The organism is Sphingobacterium sp. G1-14 (assembly GCF_002196555.1).
In the GTDB taxonomy this organism is placed as follows: Bacteria; Bacteroidota; Bacteroidia; order Sphingobacteriales; family Sphingobacteriaceae; genus Sphingobacterium; species Sphingobacterium siyangense.
In genome coordinates, this window is the sequence record NZ_CP021381.1 from 5877641 (window position 1) to 5894484 (window position 16844).

The following is a 16844-nucleotide window of genomic DNA, read 5'->3' on the forward strand; positions in this document are numbered from 1 at the left end:
ATATTTATTATGCACTTCTGTACATTTGGTTTAACTTCTAAACGATTACTTCTTCCTTGTAACTGGTTGCAAGCTCATTGAGTTTCGCTAAAGAAGCAATCAATTGATCACGTTCATTTTCTGAAAAATTATCCGCTAAGTATTGATTGAAATTACGCACCACATCCTTGGCAATTCTTCTTTTCTCCCGACCCAATTCAGTCAAGTATACTTTTACAGATCTCTTGTCGGTCTCACTCGTCTCACGGTATATAAATCCCAATGATTCCAAATTATTCAACACCCGAGACAAACTAGTTGTTTTAACTCCTGTCAAATTTGCAATCTGAGAAACAGGTGTACCCTCTTTATGAATGTTAATCAAAATATAACCTGCGGCCTGGGTAAAACCGTACTGCGAAGCAATTTGATTATATTTATTGGCAATTGTCTGCCAGCCTGTTTTTAAAAAATAGTCGATTGTCTGATTTTGGTTCATAAGCGTACTCACAAGCTATTTGTTATGCTTGCATAACAAATATACCAGTTAGTAATCAGAATAACAAGATCCAAAATATAAATTTTGTCATATATTCGTCAGCATGACTGCGCTTCATATTTCTTCGCTGAATTTGCCAATAATAGAAAATGTGGAAAACTTTTAAGCACTGAAATACAACTAAATAAAACAAAACACAAAACTTTTATTAACAGCCCCTGTTTAATAATCAAAATTAATTCCGTTAACTTTGTCCTGAACAAACATCAACACCGTATGGCTTTAGTAAACATACCTCGCTTGGACTTGCTACATTATACTCAAGGAACCCAAGAACAACGAAATCAATTCATCCAAGATATTGGCAAGGCTTTTAACGAAACGGGCTTTGTAACGATTGCAAATCATGGCTTATCAAAAGAGCTGATTGAAGAATTATATCAGGTAGTGCCTGAGTTTTTTGGTTTGCCGACCGAGACGAAGGAAAAATATGAATTTCCAGAACTTGCAGGTCAACGTGGCTATACAGCAAAAGGAAGAGAAAAAGCGAAAGATGCGAAGACTCCTGATTTAAAGGAATTTTGGCAACGCGGTCAAACGATCGTTGGTGAAGAATACTCCAAAGCTGATTTTCCGGACAATCCTGAAGTGGCTGAAATACCTCGCTTTAATGGTGTGACAGCTGAGGTCTATAAAAAATTAGAAGATACAGGCCGGGACTTATTAAAAGCGATTGCTACCTACCTCGATCTGGAAGAAGATTACTTTGAAAAATATGTTATCAACGGTAATTCTATTCTACGTGCAATACACTACTTCCCAATCAGCGATCCGGATGCCTTATCTCCAGATGCTGTACGTGCAGGCGCTCACGAAGATATCAACCTCATCACCTTATTGATTGGGGCTAGTGCGGATGGACTTGAAGTATTGACAAAAGACGGAGAATGGTTCCCTATCAAAGCCAAAGGTGAAGATATCGTCATCAATGTGGGTGATATGTTGCAACGGTTAACAAACAATAAGTTGAAATCCACTACGCATCGCGTAGTAAACCCGCCACGTGAAAAAATGGGCACTTCCCGTTTTTCTATTCCATTCTTTTTACACCCAAAATCCGCCATGAGTTTGGCTTCATTAGATTCCTGCATCGATGCAGAACACCCGAAAGTCTATGAAGATTATACCGCCGGTCAATACCTGGATGAACGCTTAAGAGAAATCGGATTAAAAATGTAACACTCCGCATCATTTAAATTGGTTTAAATGAGCAGAACAGCATATAAAAAAGAAATGGCCGATCTTAGGATCGGCCATTTCTTTTTTACGGATATGAAAGCTATTTCAATTTATAACCTATACCAACATTCATAAAGATATTATGCAATCCGAAACTAATACTTTCAAATCCGGTTTTCATAATATTATTGAAGCCATAATCCAACTGTGCCAACGCAAAAAATCTTTTGTCAATAGCATAATGGGCTCCCAAACTCATACCAACATCAATACTCCTAACACTTTCCGAGAAATCATAATCGGCATTATCCACAACAATTTTATTTCCAGTAGGTTCTTCATGTCTAAGATAGCCATTGTAAGCCTCGCCATAGAATTCCTTTTTTACCGCAAAAGAAATATAAGGACCTGCCTGCACATTCCAACGATTTGAAAGCTGATAAGTCGCTTGAATCGGCACAGACAGATACAGATTATGCACTTTAGTTGTAATATCACCCGTATAATAACCTCTCAACTCCTCTTTTGCATCATTCACAGCATTGAATGTCGTCTTGTATCCTTTAACAGTCGCTTTCGTATCCATTCCCTTTCCTTCGAAGACGAGTCCCAAAGATACTCCCCATTTGGGATCAATACGATAGTTTGCCCTTGTTCCGACAAAAAAGGGAACATTCGGATTATAGCTTTTAATTTTTCGGATCTCACGTGGCAATGAAAGCGGTGCGGCTCCGCCGATCTTACTGCCAACCATCACATCAAAACCTAATTTACTTTCACCCGATGTATTTTCCTGCGCATTTGCAACAGACCCTATCAAAACCATCGCAGCCACTGCGATTGTATATTTTATCATTTTCATTATTTCTTCGTTACAATTTTGAGATCATCCACCGTTAACTTACTACCGACAGCACCAATAAAATTATCACCATATTTACTCGAAGACATCACAATAGCAATGCTATAATCCAAATTGGCAACGTCAGCATCAGTTACTTTCGCCGTGTACTTAAATGGCAATGTAAACTTGACAAAACCATTGGTCGCTGTTGCGCCACCATTTTCCAGCCTGGCTATAGCCACTATACTTGGATCTTTCAAAATATTATGTCCGGTCAAATAGGAAACTTTCTTCTTCGGATCAGGCTCCGAATCCATCAGCTGCTTGCGATTATAAAAAACCGCATAGATATCACAGGAATCTTTGGTATTGACCGGCTTCATGTTTTCGTCCGTCACCGTCGCGCCAGGACTATATTTATAGTAACCTTCCAAAACCAACGGTATCTGATTGAAAGGAAGACCAAACTGCGTTGCCGAAAGTGGATCTGTCAATACAGGCCCCGTATCAAACGCTCCTATAAAAAGATTTCCGGCAGCAATAGGTTTCTTGAACATCGCCCCAAAAGCACCGGTCAACTTCGTTTCCAATAAAGCCGCTTTCGATCCTGAATGTGCATCCGAACTCGTTTTAGTAGGATATGACTCGGGCTCCTTTGTACCTCCTCCCAAGCTCAATGTCAAGGAGAAACTTGGATTTCCGGAAGCCCAATTATAGAAATCCTGGCCATCAATTTTATTGTAAAATATGGTGTATTTATCATCTTTATCGATCGCCGTATCTTCAAAGCCATATTCTGTTGGAACAAATCCACCATCTGTTTTCACAATTTTAATCAGGTAGTTCTTTGTAAACTGATGATCTTCGGACGTAACTTTATAATATACGCCGTTTTTTAGCAATTCATCAACAATTACTTTATTCATATTCTGAGTTCCGACCGGCATTTTCAAAGAATCCTTCAAAAGCTCAATCGAGGCACCAGGAGTCAGGTCAAAAGTCATATTCAACTTGGTAAGATCATGAATATTGGGCTGAAGATAAAGTGTAACTTGCGTATTTGAGATGACCGGGTTCAGCAAGAAGACATCTTCATCGGCATGAACACCGACAATATCCGCTTCCATATTTAGCGCTTCTTCCTTTATACAACTTCCCAAACTGAAAAGAAGCATAAAACAGATTAACCACGAGTAATTTCGTGTTCGTTTCATAAAAATAATATTTAGTGTAAATTTAATGATCGATGTTATTGAGCGATACATCGAGTTAGCAAAGCTACTATTCCTCGCTCCAAAAACAGCCCTTTTAATACCTTTTATGCACCAAGCAACTAATTCTTTACACGTAAACCACACTTAGCGCCCACTTATTTCTTGTCTAATCTTCACAGGCAGGCTTTCGACAATAAGTTGATAGCTATGCAAAATTAACTCTTCAAGCTTTCTATCATCAAGTTCCCGATTAGCAATAATGGTATTCCAATGCTTTTTATTCATATGATACCCCGGAAGCACTGTGTGTTCATGCCTTTCACGCAGTTCAATTGCCCACTCCGGATTACACTTCACATTAAACCGAAGCTCATCAATCTGATCCAGTCCCACCAATAAAAAAATCTTGCCACCAACCTTAAATACCAGTGTATCCGGACCAAATGGCGTCTCCTCCATAACTGGCCCAATAGACAAACAATATTCTCTCAGATCTTCAATGTTCATATTTTTTTGTTTTAGTTATCCTTTAAGTTAATCTGAATGCCCTTCATAAAATGGACAATAATCCATATAAAGCTAACAAAAACAGCGGATCGTTTTACTTAAAATCTTTTAATCTTTAGCAAAGACGATATTAAACCTATTGGCAATAAAGCGATATGGATACAGAGAAAAACAAATGCGGAATAAACTGGAATTAGACAATGAAAAGCATAGGACAACTTCGGTATTTATAGGAATTATCGACGGATATGAAGCGGTACTCATTCGGAGCTTCTTCGGTTACAAGCGAAGAAGCTCCGAATGAGTACCGAACAAGTACCGAGGAAGCACCGAACAAGCAGCGTTAAAAGGCAGAATGTCTTATACTGAAATAGGCTTATGTCTTATACTGAAATAGGTTTACATTTACCGAACAGATTACTATATAGATTTTACATCCTATTTTTTCTACTGGATTTGGTTGTCATTGTCCGTTTTCTGACTGTTATCGGTTGTCCTTTCCCTAACCACAGTTTCCCTAGTTTTGCTGCGGAACTTTTTTGACTCAGCGTTACGTCTTTGAAACATTTTGGGAACTTTTTGGTTCTGCAATTGCTGATGTGCCTGCTGGGGAGACATCATATTGCAGGACATATGTGGCCTAAAATGATTGTATATATTGACTGCCTTGACCAGCTGTGCAAGTGCCGTTTTGTAGTCTGGAAAGGTCTCAGCCATGCGATATTCGCTTTTTAGGATGCCATTTAGCCTTTCTGCCACGGCATTGTCGTACGGGCTTCCGGATTGTGTCATGCTTATTGTAATCCTATTTTCCTGCAATATAGTGACATAATTTGTACTGCAATACTGGATGCCGCGATCGGAGTGGTGGGTCAGATCGCTCTGTGGATACATTCTATGTGATATTGCCATCCTGAGCGCTGATATACAGGCCTGTGCTGTTGGCCTGTGCGTAAGTTTGTAGCCCACGATCTTTCGGGAATAGGCATCTGTGACCAGGCACAGGTAGATCCATTTGTCCCGGATGCGGATGTAGGTGATGTCACTTACCCATATCTGCTCGGGACGCAGGGCCTGCCTGCGCTGCACAAGGTCGGGCCACTTTTTGAAACGGTGGTCGGACTGGGTGGTGATGGCATACCTGCGTTTGCATTTGACCAAAAGGTCATTTTCGCGCAACAGTCTGAAGAAAGCGTCCCTTCCCAGTCCAACCATCGCACTACCCATTTCTTTGACCAATATGCTGCGGAGTTTAAGGGTACCCATGCGATGGGAGTCCTTCCGAATTTCACGTACCCGCGCCAGCACAAGCCCGCTGCGAACGGAGTATTCCTGTTCTCTGCCCATATATTTATAGTAGGATTGCCTTGTTCTGCCAAATAGTCCACAAAGTCTGGAGACCGAAACATTCTGGTAACACGACTTCATTTCTTGGACGATTTGGCCCCAGACTTTTTTACAAAATCAGCCCCATGGAGCTCCTCCGCTTTTTTGATCAACATCTCCAGGGCAGTAATTTTGAGGTTCGCCTGGAAGAGTTCATCCCTGAGATCCTGCTCATTTTTCACCCCAGTGTCTTCTGGCTCAACAGTCTGGGAAACTTCCAGCTCCAGATTGTTTTCCCACTGCTGGTACCATTTCATAAAATACCGCGGAGTGGCTTCCCCCGGAAGATTGTACTTCTGGGCAAGTTGCGAATAACTCAGCTTGCCGGCAAGGTATTCTCTGGAAACGAGGATCTTGAAGCTATCACTGTAAACTTGCTGTCCCCCTGATTTACGTTTTGTCATACGCTTTTTCATAATATTAAATTTAAGATTTTAATATTCGGTTTTTGTAAACCTTTTTCAGGAATGGACATTACATATACCGAAGTTAAACGCGGACTGTTACAGCGAATTCTTTCGCTTTTTCGAACCATGCTCAGGAAAGACCAGGTCTACTCCTGAGATGATTATCTGGTTAAACTTAAAAATTGCCTGTCTTTTATAAAGATGAATTTTTTCTTATTTTTCTAGCAAGGCCTGGATTTCCTTTTGGATTTCGGTTCCTTTATCGGCATTGTACCACTTTTGAATCTCCTCTTTGATTTCGGAGAAATCTGCCCCTTGCGCTTTCATATTCAAAAACAGCTCCTGGCAGGCTTGAGGTCTTGGACCCCAGACAGCCAAATCCTGCCCCTGTTCATTACGTATCACTAGAATTGGAATAGATTTACCTCCGTTGGTTAAATAAGAATCGATCAGAAACGGAGCGCTGTCACGCAGCTGGATATCCACCGTGATATTGGGATTTTTTGAGGCCATGTTCGCCAACATAGGCACCGAATGCGCTGCATCCCCGCACCAAGGTTCAGTAATGATGATCCATTGTTGCTTTTCCGTAATTGACTCCACAAATTGTTCAAAAGTCGACGTTGGTTCAAAGCGTTTTAACCAACGGCCCATTCTTGTCCAGTTCATTTTTGTGTACTGATAATATTCATCATCTTGATAGGCAGGGTGATTCTCAGGATGATTTAAGATATCTTCGAATTGTTGTAAGTAATTTTCAAACGTCATAATACCAATTTTTTGCAAAGGTAAATTTTACTTCTAACTTTCTCAAACAACCTTCCGCCAACAATCTGTATTGAATGCAATAAAAAAAATGATGCTCAAAAAGTACATGTATAGCAAGAAAAAATGTGATTTCCTCTACCTTATATACCAAAGATTTTACATTCAGAAGAGATGTTTTACATTTATTAACGATTAAGTAAATTATATTTGAAAGATACAACCCGTACATGAAAAGATTAGTTCAATTAATACTTTTACTATTTATCGTCATCAACAGTGCTTACTCCCAAATAAACATCAAGGGGAGGATTCTAGACAAGGCGGATGACAAGCCCCTGACCAATGCTTCCATTATTTTACTGAACCGCGATTCAGTCCTCCGTTATTTTAACCGAGCCAATGAAGAAGGAAAATTCCAGGTCAAAAATATCAAACCCGGGAGCTACATTATTTTGGCAACGTACCCTAAGTTTGAACTATATAGTGATACGATCCAAATTGCAGACAAAGATCTCGACCTGCATGATATCAAAATAAATTCCCAAAGAAATGTGTTGCAGGAGGTGATTGTCACCCGACGTCTTCCAATTACACTGAAAGGCGACACCATCGAATATGATGCGGCGAGTTTTGCAACAGAAAAAAATGCGAAGCTAGAGGATTTACTACGTCGTCTACCCGGTTTCACGGTTACTGGAGATGGAAGTATCACGGCTCAAGGAAAATCTGTACAGAAAGTGTTTATCGATGGGGAAGAATTTTTTGGCTATGATCCTAAAATAGCCATTCGAAATGTACGGGCAGATGCCGTTGACAAGGTGCAGCTCTATGAGAAAAAATCGGAGGAAGCTGAGCTGTCAGGCATCGATGATGGCGTAAGAATTCAGACAGTTAATGTTGTACTCAAAGAGAAAGCAAGAAAGGGTGTCTTTGGAAACATGGAAGCATTGGCTGGATCAAAAGAATTGTATGCGGGAAATCTCTTTGCGGCGAAATTTAATAAGACTGAGCGGATTGGCATCACCGCGAGTCACAACAACATGGGCAGTTCAAGCGGCCGTGAAGGCTCTCTACGCATGAACAACCAAATTACGGGCGAACCTCTGAACACAAACCTTGGTGCCAATTATGAAAATCAGTTCTTCAAAAAAGCCCTAAAAGTCAATGCCAACTATGGTTACGACAACAACAGCAACAGGAATCACTCGGAGACTTACAATAAGAATGTACTGCCAGACGAGTCCATTCAGGAAAAAAACAGCAAAAACGATAATGAAAGGCATAGTCGAAGCAATGGTTTAAGGTCAAACCTTAACATGCGACTGGATTCCACGCAAACTATGGACCTGCAATCCAATGCCAATTGGGCCACCAACGCTAATCTAACCTATACAGACAGCAAAACGGGCGACGGATCAGGTAATCCGATCAGCGACTTTAGAGAGAACAATCAATCGAACTCTTCAAGCTCTAACAATAATTTTCGGTTAAATTATAGAAAACGGTTAAAAGCGGGTCGTTCCGTCAACCTAATGGTCGGGAATAACCACAAAGAGTCAAATTCAGACAGCAAAGTCTATTCGCGAACCTATTTCTACAAAACAGGAGACAGCACAATTATTGATCAAGATCGGCACGGACGGACTAGCGGAAATGACTTCAACTCGTCAATTAACTTCAATAACCGAATCAGTGACTATATCAATCTAGCTTTAGGTTATAGCTTCAATCATTCGAAGAATACAAATACCCAAAATTCGATAGACAATATTACCCAAAAGTTTGATTCGCTGTATTCTCAAAACCAGATCGACAATAACACCAATCAGGGCGTTAATGTGAATTTTTCCTATCGTAGGGAAAAGTTGGAGATCAATTTTTCCAACCGTACGTTCTATAAGAATCAGAAGTTAAATGATAGTTATAGGTCAATCGATCTCGCCCGGAATTTTTGGGACAACAATTTAAATGTTGATGCGAATTATCGCCTTTCAAATAGCAAAAATATACGTTTAGCTTATCAAAGTTCGAATATCATTCCATCCTTTGATCAGTTACAACCGCTGCAACCTCAGACCAACCCTTTGTTTCAACAAGTTGGTAATCCTGACCTAAAACGTGCGGTGAACAATAATATTTCGGCCAACTATAATGCTTTCAGTTTATTGAAAGGAACCAACATCAATATCAACGGAAACTTATCTTTCGTAAATAATCCGATTGTCAACAAAACAACCATACTGGACAACTCTGCCCAGATCAGTACTTATGAAAATCTATCCGGCAAATCCAACTGGAATGGTGGTCTGAATATCAACCATATGCAGCCTTTGGCCAATCGACGTATCAATTTTAACAAAAGTGCAAATGTTAGATTTAACAACAGCTATAGCTACACCAAATTTGAAGGCGGACAATCCGATGCCGAGTTTCTGCTGAACAATGCAAAGAATACCAACTTTAGCCTAGGTTCAAGCTTAAATGAACAAGATTCAGAAGGGTTCGATTTTGACCTTTCTGCAAACGCAGGCTTCAATATCCAACAAAACTCGATCAATACACAATACAACGCAACAAGTTTTCAAGGTGGGACCTCGGCCTATGTCAAATACTTTCTACCAAAGAAGTTTAATATCATGGCCAACCTTTTCTATAGCTACACAGGACCTACAAAACTCTATAAGAAATCAATCAATCAATTTTATACCAATATCGAATTGGAGAAAAAAGTACTGAAAGATGAGAGCATGACACTCAGCGTAAAGGCCTTTGACCTTTTCAACACCTTTAACAACACACGCCGTAATGCGAGTGACACCAACTATTCCGAATCTGTTCAACAGGTATTGACGCAGTATTTTTTGGTCGGTGTAAAATGGGATTTCAACAAATATCTAGGGAAAGGAAATGATTAAAAAAATATATTTAACACTAATCATCTGCTGCTTGTATGGTTTATCCCTTCAGGCACAATACGCCTATTTTGGAAGTAGGGGTACCATCAGTTTTGACAAAGTTACCTACACAAAAGCACGCATACGGCAGATGTCCAACGACATGAACTCGAAAGGAATGGACAGGGGTATGGGAATGATGGAATATCTCGACAAGGTACCGGATTCACATACAGAAAAATTAAACTTCTACTTTGATGAGAATTCTACCCTGTTGATGCCCGAGGAAAGCGAGGGTACCGAAAAGCAACGTGCTGAAGTAAAAATGGCTGCACCTACGATAACTTCGGCAAATGGCAGAAGGGGCAGATCTCAGGGTGCGGCCCGAAGCGGAGGAAACCAAAGGGGGCAGTTTAGAGGTGGCGCCAACAAGAATGGCAAGGTCCTCTACCAGGATCTGAAAGCTGGTACAGCAGACATCCAACTTGATATCGACGAAAAATATATTCTTTCGGAAACGTTGGACAGCATCACTTGGCGTTTCACGGAGGAGTTCCGCAATATTGCTGGTGTAAATTGCCGTAGAGTCAACGGTGCCACCAAAGACTCACTTTATCTGATTGCCTACTATTCGGAAGAAATCCCAGTATCGGCAGGACCAGCCTTGAGCCATGGCCTCCCGGGAATGATATTGGGTCTTGTCATCCCAGAAATGCACATTCAATATTGGGCTACCAATATCGCCTATACCAATAAACTTATTCCTTCTGACTGGCGGGATAAGAAATCAAAAAAAATGAAACTTGCCGAATTTTCGAAAATCTTTGGCAGATATATGCCACGCAATCGCCAAAACGAGTCAGCAAAAAAAAGGATATTAGAGCAACTGGTGTATTGAAAATGTCAGTTTGGCAGTACCTAAAGACAAATTGATGACAAATAGTGTTTTTTTTACAAAACTTTTGGATTGGCATAAGGGTTGATAATAGACTGATAGAATTTATTAAGTAAAAAATTAAAACACAAGATATGTCTAAAATTATAGGAATTGACTTAGGTACTACAAACTCATGTGTTGCCGTAATGGAAGGTAACGAGCCTGTAGTAATTACGAACAACGAAGGTAAACGTACAACTCCTTCGATCGTAGCTTTCGTAGAAGGTGGCGAGCGCAAAGTTGGGGACCCAGCAAAGCGTCAAGCAATTACTAACCCGCATAAAACTATTTATTCCATCAAACGTTTTATGGGACTTTCATACGATGAAGCTGTGAAAGAAGCTGAACACGTACCTTATAAAATCGTTAAAGGTGACAACAATACACCTCGTGTAGAAATTGATGACCGCAAATATACACCACAAGAGATCTCTGCCATGATTCTTCAAAAAATGAAGAAAACAGCTGAGGATTTCTTAGGTCAAGAAGTAACTGAAGCTGTTATTACAGTTCCTGCATATTTCAACGACGCACAACGTCAAGCAACAAAAGAAGCTGGTGAAATCGCTGGTTTATCTGTAAAACGTATCATCAACGAACCTACAGCTGCAGCTTTAGCTTACGGTTTAGACAAAGCACACAAAGACATGAAAATTGTTGTGTTTGACTGTGGTGGTGGTACACATGACGTTTCGGTATTAGAATTAGGTGACGGAGTATTTGAAGTTAAATCTACTGACGGTGATACACACTTAGGTGGTGATGACTTTGATAACGTAATCATCAACTGGTTGAACGAAGAATTCAAAAGTGAAAACAATGGCTTTGACTTGAAAAAAGACCCAATGGCATTGCAACGTTTGAAAGAAGCTGCTGAGAAAGCGAAAATTGAATTATCAAGCGCAACTTCTACTGAAATCAACTTGCCATATATCACTGCTGATGCAACTGGTCCAAAACACTTAGTTCGTTCATTATCACGCGCTAAATTTGAAGCTTTGGCTGCTGACTTGATCAAGAGAACAATTGCTCCTTGTGAGTCTGCATTGAAAAATGCTGGTTTCAGCAAATCTGATATTGATGAAATTATCTTAGTAGGTGGTTCTACTCGTATCCCTGCAATCGTTGATGCTGTAAAAGCATTCTTCGGAAAAGAGCCTTCTAAAGGTGTAAACCCAGATGAAGTTGTAGCTTTAGGTGCTGCTATCCAAGGTGGTGTATTGACAGGTGAAGTAAAAGACGTTTTATTATTGGATGTTACTCCACTTTCATTAGGTATTGAGACAATGGGTGGTGTGATGACTAAATTGATCGAAGCAAATACAACAATTCCAACTAAAAAATCGGAAACATTCTCTACTGCTTCAGACAATCAGCCATCTGTAGAAATTCACATCTTACAAGGTGAACGTCCTATGGCAAACCAAAACCGTACAATCGGCCGTTTCCATTTGAATGACATTCCACCAGCTCCTCGTGGCGTTCCTCAAATCGAAGTTACTTTTGATATTGATGCGAATGGTATCATCAAAGTATCTGCAAAAGATAAAGCTACTGGAAAAGAACAAAATATCCGTATCGAAGCATCTTCAGGTTTGTCTGACGACGAAATCAAACGCATGAAAGAAGAAGCTGAAGCAAATGCTGATGCTGACAAAAAAATGAAAGAAGAAGCTGACAAAGTAAATGCAGCTGACGCTTTAATCTTCTCAACTGAAAAACAATTGAAAGAATATGGCGATAAAATTTCAGCAGATAAAAAAGCGCCAATTGAAGCTGGCTTAACAAAATTAAAAGCTGCTTACGAAGCGAAAAACTTTGCTGATATCGACGCTGCTTCTGAAGAATTGCAAAATGCTTGGAATGCTGCCTCTGAAGAAATGTATGCTGCTTCTCAAGGTGGTGCACAACAACCTCAAGGTGATGCAGGTCAAGCTCAAGGTGGAAACCAAGGTGGTGATGATGTAACTGACGTAGATTACGAAGAAGTGAAGTAATCACTCCTCCTCATAAAAAAAGCTCCGGGATTAATCCTGGAGCTTTTTTTATGTCTATCATTTTCACTATCTCACTTCACATTAAACGAGATCCTGCTTATGGATTTCCAGCTACTTCTTATTTTTATAGTGACTTAATATTCCTTTGTCCAATGTCGCCCATATACCTGCTGGCATAGCTGCCTTCTTTAAGGCATTATTTGTCCAGGTATTGCAGGAATAAAACATGCTATAGGCTCCCTTTGCTTCATAAAAAGCGTCTGAGTCACCATACTGTGCATCTGTTTTCACCAAAATAGTTTCCGCTTGATTTCGATCCAACGAATCTTCTATATATTTTATCAGATCCCGATATTGGGATCTACTGATCTGATAAGCAAAACATAACTCATCCTGCTGAACCGAATTGTAATAGGTCACATGCATGGCAGACTCCCCCAATCCAAAGGCAGCAACAAAGGCCGTCGATGCTTTTAAATCCTTCCATTCTGGTGTGTCCAAATAGAATCCTTTATCACCCCAACCGATACCTACATACCGATATCCGCTATGTTTCCCAACTGTATTCCCATAGGGAAATAGTTGCGACCAATCCATCTCTTCGTTAACGACAGGCAATACAATATCGGTATGAATGCCATTGGACTGAACAAAAACCTGAATCGTCTTCTCTTCGTCTATATTCTTCGTTGGAGCCGAAATTCTTGACAGGCTGTATTCAGCAACAATATAGAGCACACAAAAAGACAACAATCCTAAAATAATATAACCAAACACTTTAAGAATTTTTTTCATCTAAGATCTATTTCCGCTCAATTAATCTAGCGCACAGGTCAAAAAAAAACCTGTATTGCTTGACAATACAGGTGAAAGATAAGCTATTTCTTTTAGCTCTTAAAATAACTTTTCAGGATATATTCCATCAGCTACTAATTTCGAAATCGATTCTTGTACGATAGGTTTATCTTCTTTATAAGTTACGCCAAACCATTTCGAAGAAGTTGGGATCACTTTAAAATCAGCCAACTTATGTTTCACCATATAATCCGGTACGGAAGGAATGAAAAATTCTGCTTTTAAATTCTCCTTATTTTCCTCAACAAATGCAGGGAACATCGCCTGCGCCACTTCGAAAATCTTTGGTGTAAAGCCCCAAAAGTTCATCGAAACGCGGGTTTTTGGATCTAGGTCTGTTTCAACACCATTTTCTTCATAAACGATTTTGCGATCGTCACCTTCACCTTTGTAGTATATATTTGTACGTTCAGTTACACTTTCCATATGTCCAGAAGGGGTAACCTCACATACTCCGCGTGAAACATAACCATAATCAGACATGGTATTTCCAACCTGGAAGCCCATCAATGACATTTGCTCATCAGAGACTTCGGTTGTTAAGAATTCGGCCATTTTTTGAAAAGAATCCGAACCATAGAAATCGTCTGCATTGATTACACAAAAAGGTTCATGCACTTTATCCTTAGCGCTCATCACCGCATGGGCAGTACCCCAAGGTTTAGTTCTTTCGATAACGTGGTTAACGCCAAATTTCGTTAGGTCAAAATCTTGAAAAGCGTAATCTACTTCTATTTTACCTTTCAATTTTTCATCAAAAACTTCTTTCATTTTATCTAGGAACTCCTCCCTGATAATGAAGACAACTTTTCCAAATCCTGCGCAAATGGCATCGTAAATTGAATAGTCAATAATTGTCTCGCCGTGTGGGCCAAAACTGTCGACTTGTTTTAAAGAACCATACCGGCTAGCCATTCCTGCTGCCAAAATCAAAAGGGTTGGTTTACTCATATTTAAATTGCGTTAATAGAATTTTCTTTTCGTCCGCAAACTTAGCTAAATTTGCCCTTAAAAGCAAATTTAGCTAAGTTCAGCTCCACCTTCAAAGGTATAGTATTGAAACGAAAAGAATCAAAAAATTAGTATTATTTCTTTTTTAAAAATGCGTTTAATAAACCCGTCGCTAATTTGCCCAACAACTTAACTCCTTCCCGTGCTAGCGTCGTTGTCGCAGTTCGTTGTGCAGCCTCCAAAGGCGTCTGTCTTCTGGAAGAAGGCCGACTTGCCTTCTCTGCTTCTTTTTCCTGTGCCGCACGTTGTTGTTCCTGCTCAGCGGCCTGCATTCTTTCATCTATGATTTCAGCTGCAGAACGATTTTCCTGTCGCTCCTGGTATTTAGCTTTCAAATCAGACTGATTGATAATCTGGTTGATTGTTGCATCAGCTGCAGGCCCCATCACGGCACGTGCTGGTACCAAATGCGTAGCAACAACCTCTGTAGGAATACCTTTGTCGTTCAATACGGTAATCAATGCCTGTCCCGTCCCCAAAGCGGTCAACATCTGATCAATTTCATAAAAATCAGATTTTGGATACGTTTTGACTGTCTTCTTTAAGTTTTCAGCATCGTTGGGTGTAAAGGCACGCAATGCATGCTGCACCCGATTTCCCAATTGCGCCAATACAGACTCCGGTACATCGGTTGGAGACTGTGTACAGAAGAAAACACCTATCCCCTTCGAACGGATAAGACGAATAATCTGATCCACCTGTGTCAAAAAGGCTTTAGGAGCTCCGTTGAACAGCAGATGGGCTTCATCAAAGAAAAAGACCAGCTTCGGTTTATCCAGGTCGCCAACTTCGGGCATATTTTTAAACAATTGTGCCAATAAACTCAATAAGAATGTAGAATACAGTACAGGTTGATCTTGCACATCGGAAATATTCAACAGGCTAATCACGCCTTTCCCATCTACTTTTTGAAACAAATCGTTGATGTCAAACTCTTTCTCGCCAAAGATATGAGCCAAACCTTGCTGCTCCAAAGCGACGATCTTACGCAGGATAGTTCCCGAGCTGGCGGAACTAATCTTACCATAATCGTTTTTGATTTCTTCGCTACCAGGTCCTTCTGAAAGGTAGCTTAGCAGTTTTTTGGTATCTGAAAAATCGATCAATGGCATTTGATGATCTTGCGCATATTTAAACATTGCGGCCAATACCCCTGTTTGTGTTTCATTGAGTTCCAGGATCCGGCCCAGCAAGACAGGTCCGAAATCTTCTACGGTAATCCGCATAGGAATCCCCTTATTGCCAGAAAGTGAATACAGTTCAACGGGAAATGACGACGGCTCAAACGGCACGCCCACGGCGTTTCCCCGATCAATAAGGGCCTGATTGGTGACACCTGGTTCTGCTAAGCCTGATAAATCGCCCTTGACATCCAGCATAAATACAGGTACAGAGGCATCCGACAACTGTTCGGCGATTAATTGTAGCGTACGCGTTTTACCGGTTCCGGTGGCCCCGGCAATAAGTCCGTGACGGTTCATCATTTTCAAGGCTAGATTCACTTTTGCCTCAGCCAAAATTTCACCATTGAGCATTCCCGCTCCCAGATAGATAAATGCTCCCTTGGGATTATAGGAGGCCTGGACCTTCTCAATAAATTGTTCTTTATTTGCCATACGAAAGGCTTAATATTTATAAATCAAAGAAAATTGAAAACTTTTCAAAAAATAATCTCTTCGTCACAATTTCGTGCCAAATTTTATTTTTAGTGCACTATTAATTTGAATTTAACATAGAATTACTATTTTTACGATGTAAACAGTAAGATTAAAGGTAATAAAAAATGTTAAATAAGCGGTTTAGATTTGTGGCAGCATTCCTTTGTGCTATCATCTTTTTCACAAAGATGGCCATCTCTATTTCGCCTATTTTTTCCAACAGCTTAGATCAAAGCACCATCTTACAGGTCGTTTTACAACTGGAAATCGAAAACAATAACGGTGCAAGTAACGACACACTTGAAACCGCCTCAAAATTTTTCAATACAAAAACAGAAGAACCTATTGTATTTGAAACCATTATCGTTGAGAACCAAGGAAAACAGAAGAATTATCTTAAAAATGAGAAAAGCATTTTAGCTTTCCATCCTACGGTTCCAACACCGCCTCCTAACTGTTAATAAAGGCATCCCTCGGGGATGTACTTCCATCGACCCGCATGCAAAAGATAAAGCATGTGCGGTATCCTTGATTTTTCTGAAGTAACCTATCGGCTTTAGTTCGGTTGAATCTTATCGTTTAGCTTTCTCAGCAAGACACGTTGTCAATGTTATTGAAGGTCAGATGATATAACGATACACAGCTACAG

Annotated in this window: 15 protein-coding genes; 5 read left to right on the forward strand and 10 right to left on the reverse strand. The window is 40.1% G+C overall.

The window, feature by feature from the left end:
* Positions 1 to 37: 37 nt before the first annotated feature.
* Positions 38 to 478, reverse strand: coding sequence for a MarR family winged helix-turn-helix transcriptional regulator (locus CBM24_RS25230; protein ID WP_075995002.1), 441 nt, complete (start codon positions 476 to 478; stop codon positions 38 to 40).
* A gap of 276 nt (positions 479 to 754) precedes the next feature.
* Here CBM24_RS25230 and CBM24_RS25235 point away from each other — a divergent pair, with 276 nt between their 5' ends.
* Positions 755 to 1717, forward strand: coding sequence for an isopenicillin N synthase family dioxygenase (locus CBM24_RS25235; protein ID WP_088163168.1), 963 nt, complete (start codon positions 755 to 757; stop codon positions 1715 to 1717).
* Between the two features lie 100 nt (positions 1718 to 1817).
* Here CBM24_RS25235 and CBM24_RS25240 read toward each other — a convergent pair whose 3' ends face one another.
* The 6 genes from CBM24_RS25240 to CBM24_RS25265 form a co-directional block, all read right to left on the reverse strand.
* Positions 1818 to 2573 (reverse strand): porin family protein, encoded by a 756-nt coding sequence (locus CBM24_RS25240; RefSeq protein WP_232475631.1) that lies wholly within the window; start codon positions 2571 to 2573, stop codon positions 1818 to 1820.
* Between the two features lie 5 nt (positions 2574 to 2578).
* Positions 2579 to 3775, reverse strand: coding sequence for a PCMD domain-containing protein (locus CBM24_RS25245; protein ID WP_232475632.1), 1197 nt, complete (start codon positions 3773 to 3775; stop codon positions 2579 to 2581).
* Between the two features lie 144 nt (positions 3776 to 3919).
* Positions 3920 to 4282: an MmcQ/YjbR family DNA-binding protein gene (locus tag CBM24_RS25250; RefSeq protein WP_088163171.1), complete on the reverse strand. Its 363-nt coding sequence runs from the start codon at positions 4280 to 4282 to the stop codon at positions 3920 to 3922.
* 447 nt (positions 4283 to 4729) lie between these two features.
* Positions 4730 to 5710 (reverse strand): IS3 family transposase, encoded by a 981-nt coding sequence (locus CBM24_RS25255; RefSeq protein WP_157698357.1) that lies wholly within the window; start codon positions 5708 to 5710, stop codon positions 4730 to 4732.
* Positions 5707 to 6084, reverse strand: a complete 378-nt coding sequence (locus CBM24_RS25260; RefSeq protein WP_075993755.1) for a hypothetical protein — start codon at positions 6082 to 6084, stop codon at positions 5707 to 5709. Before CBM24_RS25260 ends, CBM24_RS25255 begins: the two co-directional genes overlap by 4 nt.
* A 204-nt stretch (positions 6085 to 6288) precedes the next feature.
* The gene (locus CBM24_RS25265) at positions 6289 to 6843 is read right to left on the reverse strand and encodes a thioredoxin family protein (protein ID WP_088163172.1); all 555 of its coding nucleotides are present in this window, start codon (positions 6841 to 6843) and stop codon (positions 6289 to 6291) included.
* Positions 6844 to 7070: 227 nt separating this feature from the next.
* Here CBM24_RS25265 and CBM24_RS25275 point away from each other — a divergent pair, with 227 nt between their 5' ends.
* From CBM24_RS25275 to dnaK, 3 genes are all read left to right on the forward strand, one after another.
* Positions 7071 to 9758, forward strand: coding sequence for a TonB-dependent receptor (locus CBM24_RS25275; protein ID WP_088163174.1), 2688 nt, complete (start codon positions 7071 to 7073; stop codon positions 9756 to 9758).
* The gene (locus CBM24_RS25280) at positions 9751 to 10635 is read left to right on the forward strand and encodes a GLPGLI family protein (RefSeq protein WP_088163175.1); all 885 of its coding nucleotides are present in this window, start codon (positions 9751 to 9753) and stop codon (positions 10633 to 10635) included. The genes CBM24_RS25275 and CBM24_RS25280 overlap by 8 nt, the downstream gene beginning before the upstream one ends.
* 131 nt (positions 10636 to 10766) lie before the next feature.
* Complete coding sequence (gene dnaK / locus CBM24_RS25285) at positions 10767 to 12671, forward strand: molecular chaperone DnaK (protein WP_075994436.1); 1905 nt, start codon at positions 10767 to 10769, stop codon at positions 12669 to 12671.
* A gap of 111 nt (positions 12672 to 12782) precedes the next feature.
* Here dnaK and CBM24_RS25290 read toward each other — a convergent pair whose 3' ends face one another.
* From CBM24_RS25290 to CBM24_RS25300, 3 genes are all read right to left on the reverse strand, one after another.
* Positions 12783 to 13466: a TIGR02117 family protein gene (locus tag CBM24_RS25290; RefSeq protein WP_088163176.1), complete on the reverse strand. Its 684-nt coding sequence runs from the start codon at positions 13464 to 13466 to the stop codon at positions 12783 to 12785.
* 99 nt (positions 13467 to 13565) lie between these two features.
* Positions 13566 to 14477: a sugar phosphate nucleotidyltransferase gene (locus CBM24_RS25295; protein WP_088163177.1), complete on the reverse strand. Its 912-nt coding sequence runs from the start codon at positions 14475 to 14477 to the stop codon at positions 13566 to 13568.
* A gap of 134 nt (positions 14478 to 14611) precedes the next feature.
* The gene (locus CBM24_RS25300) at positions 14612 to 16153 is read right to left on the reverse strand and encodes a helicase HerA-like domain-containing protein (protein WP_088163178.1); all 1542 of its coding nucleotides are present in this window, start codon (positions 16151 to 16153) and stop codon (positions 14612 to 14614) included.
* Between the two features lie 167 nt (positions 16154 to 16320).
* On the opposite strand from CBM24_RS25300, the gene CBM24_RS25305 reads away from it, so the two are divergent.
* Entirely contained in the window at positions 16321 to 16656 is a 336-nt protein-coding gene (locus CBM24_RS25305) for a hypothetical protein (protein ID WP_232475633.1), read from the forward strand.
* Positions 16657 to 16844: the final 188 nt, after the last annotated feature.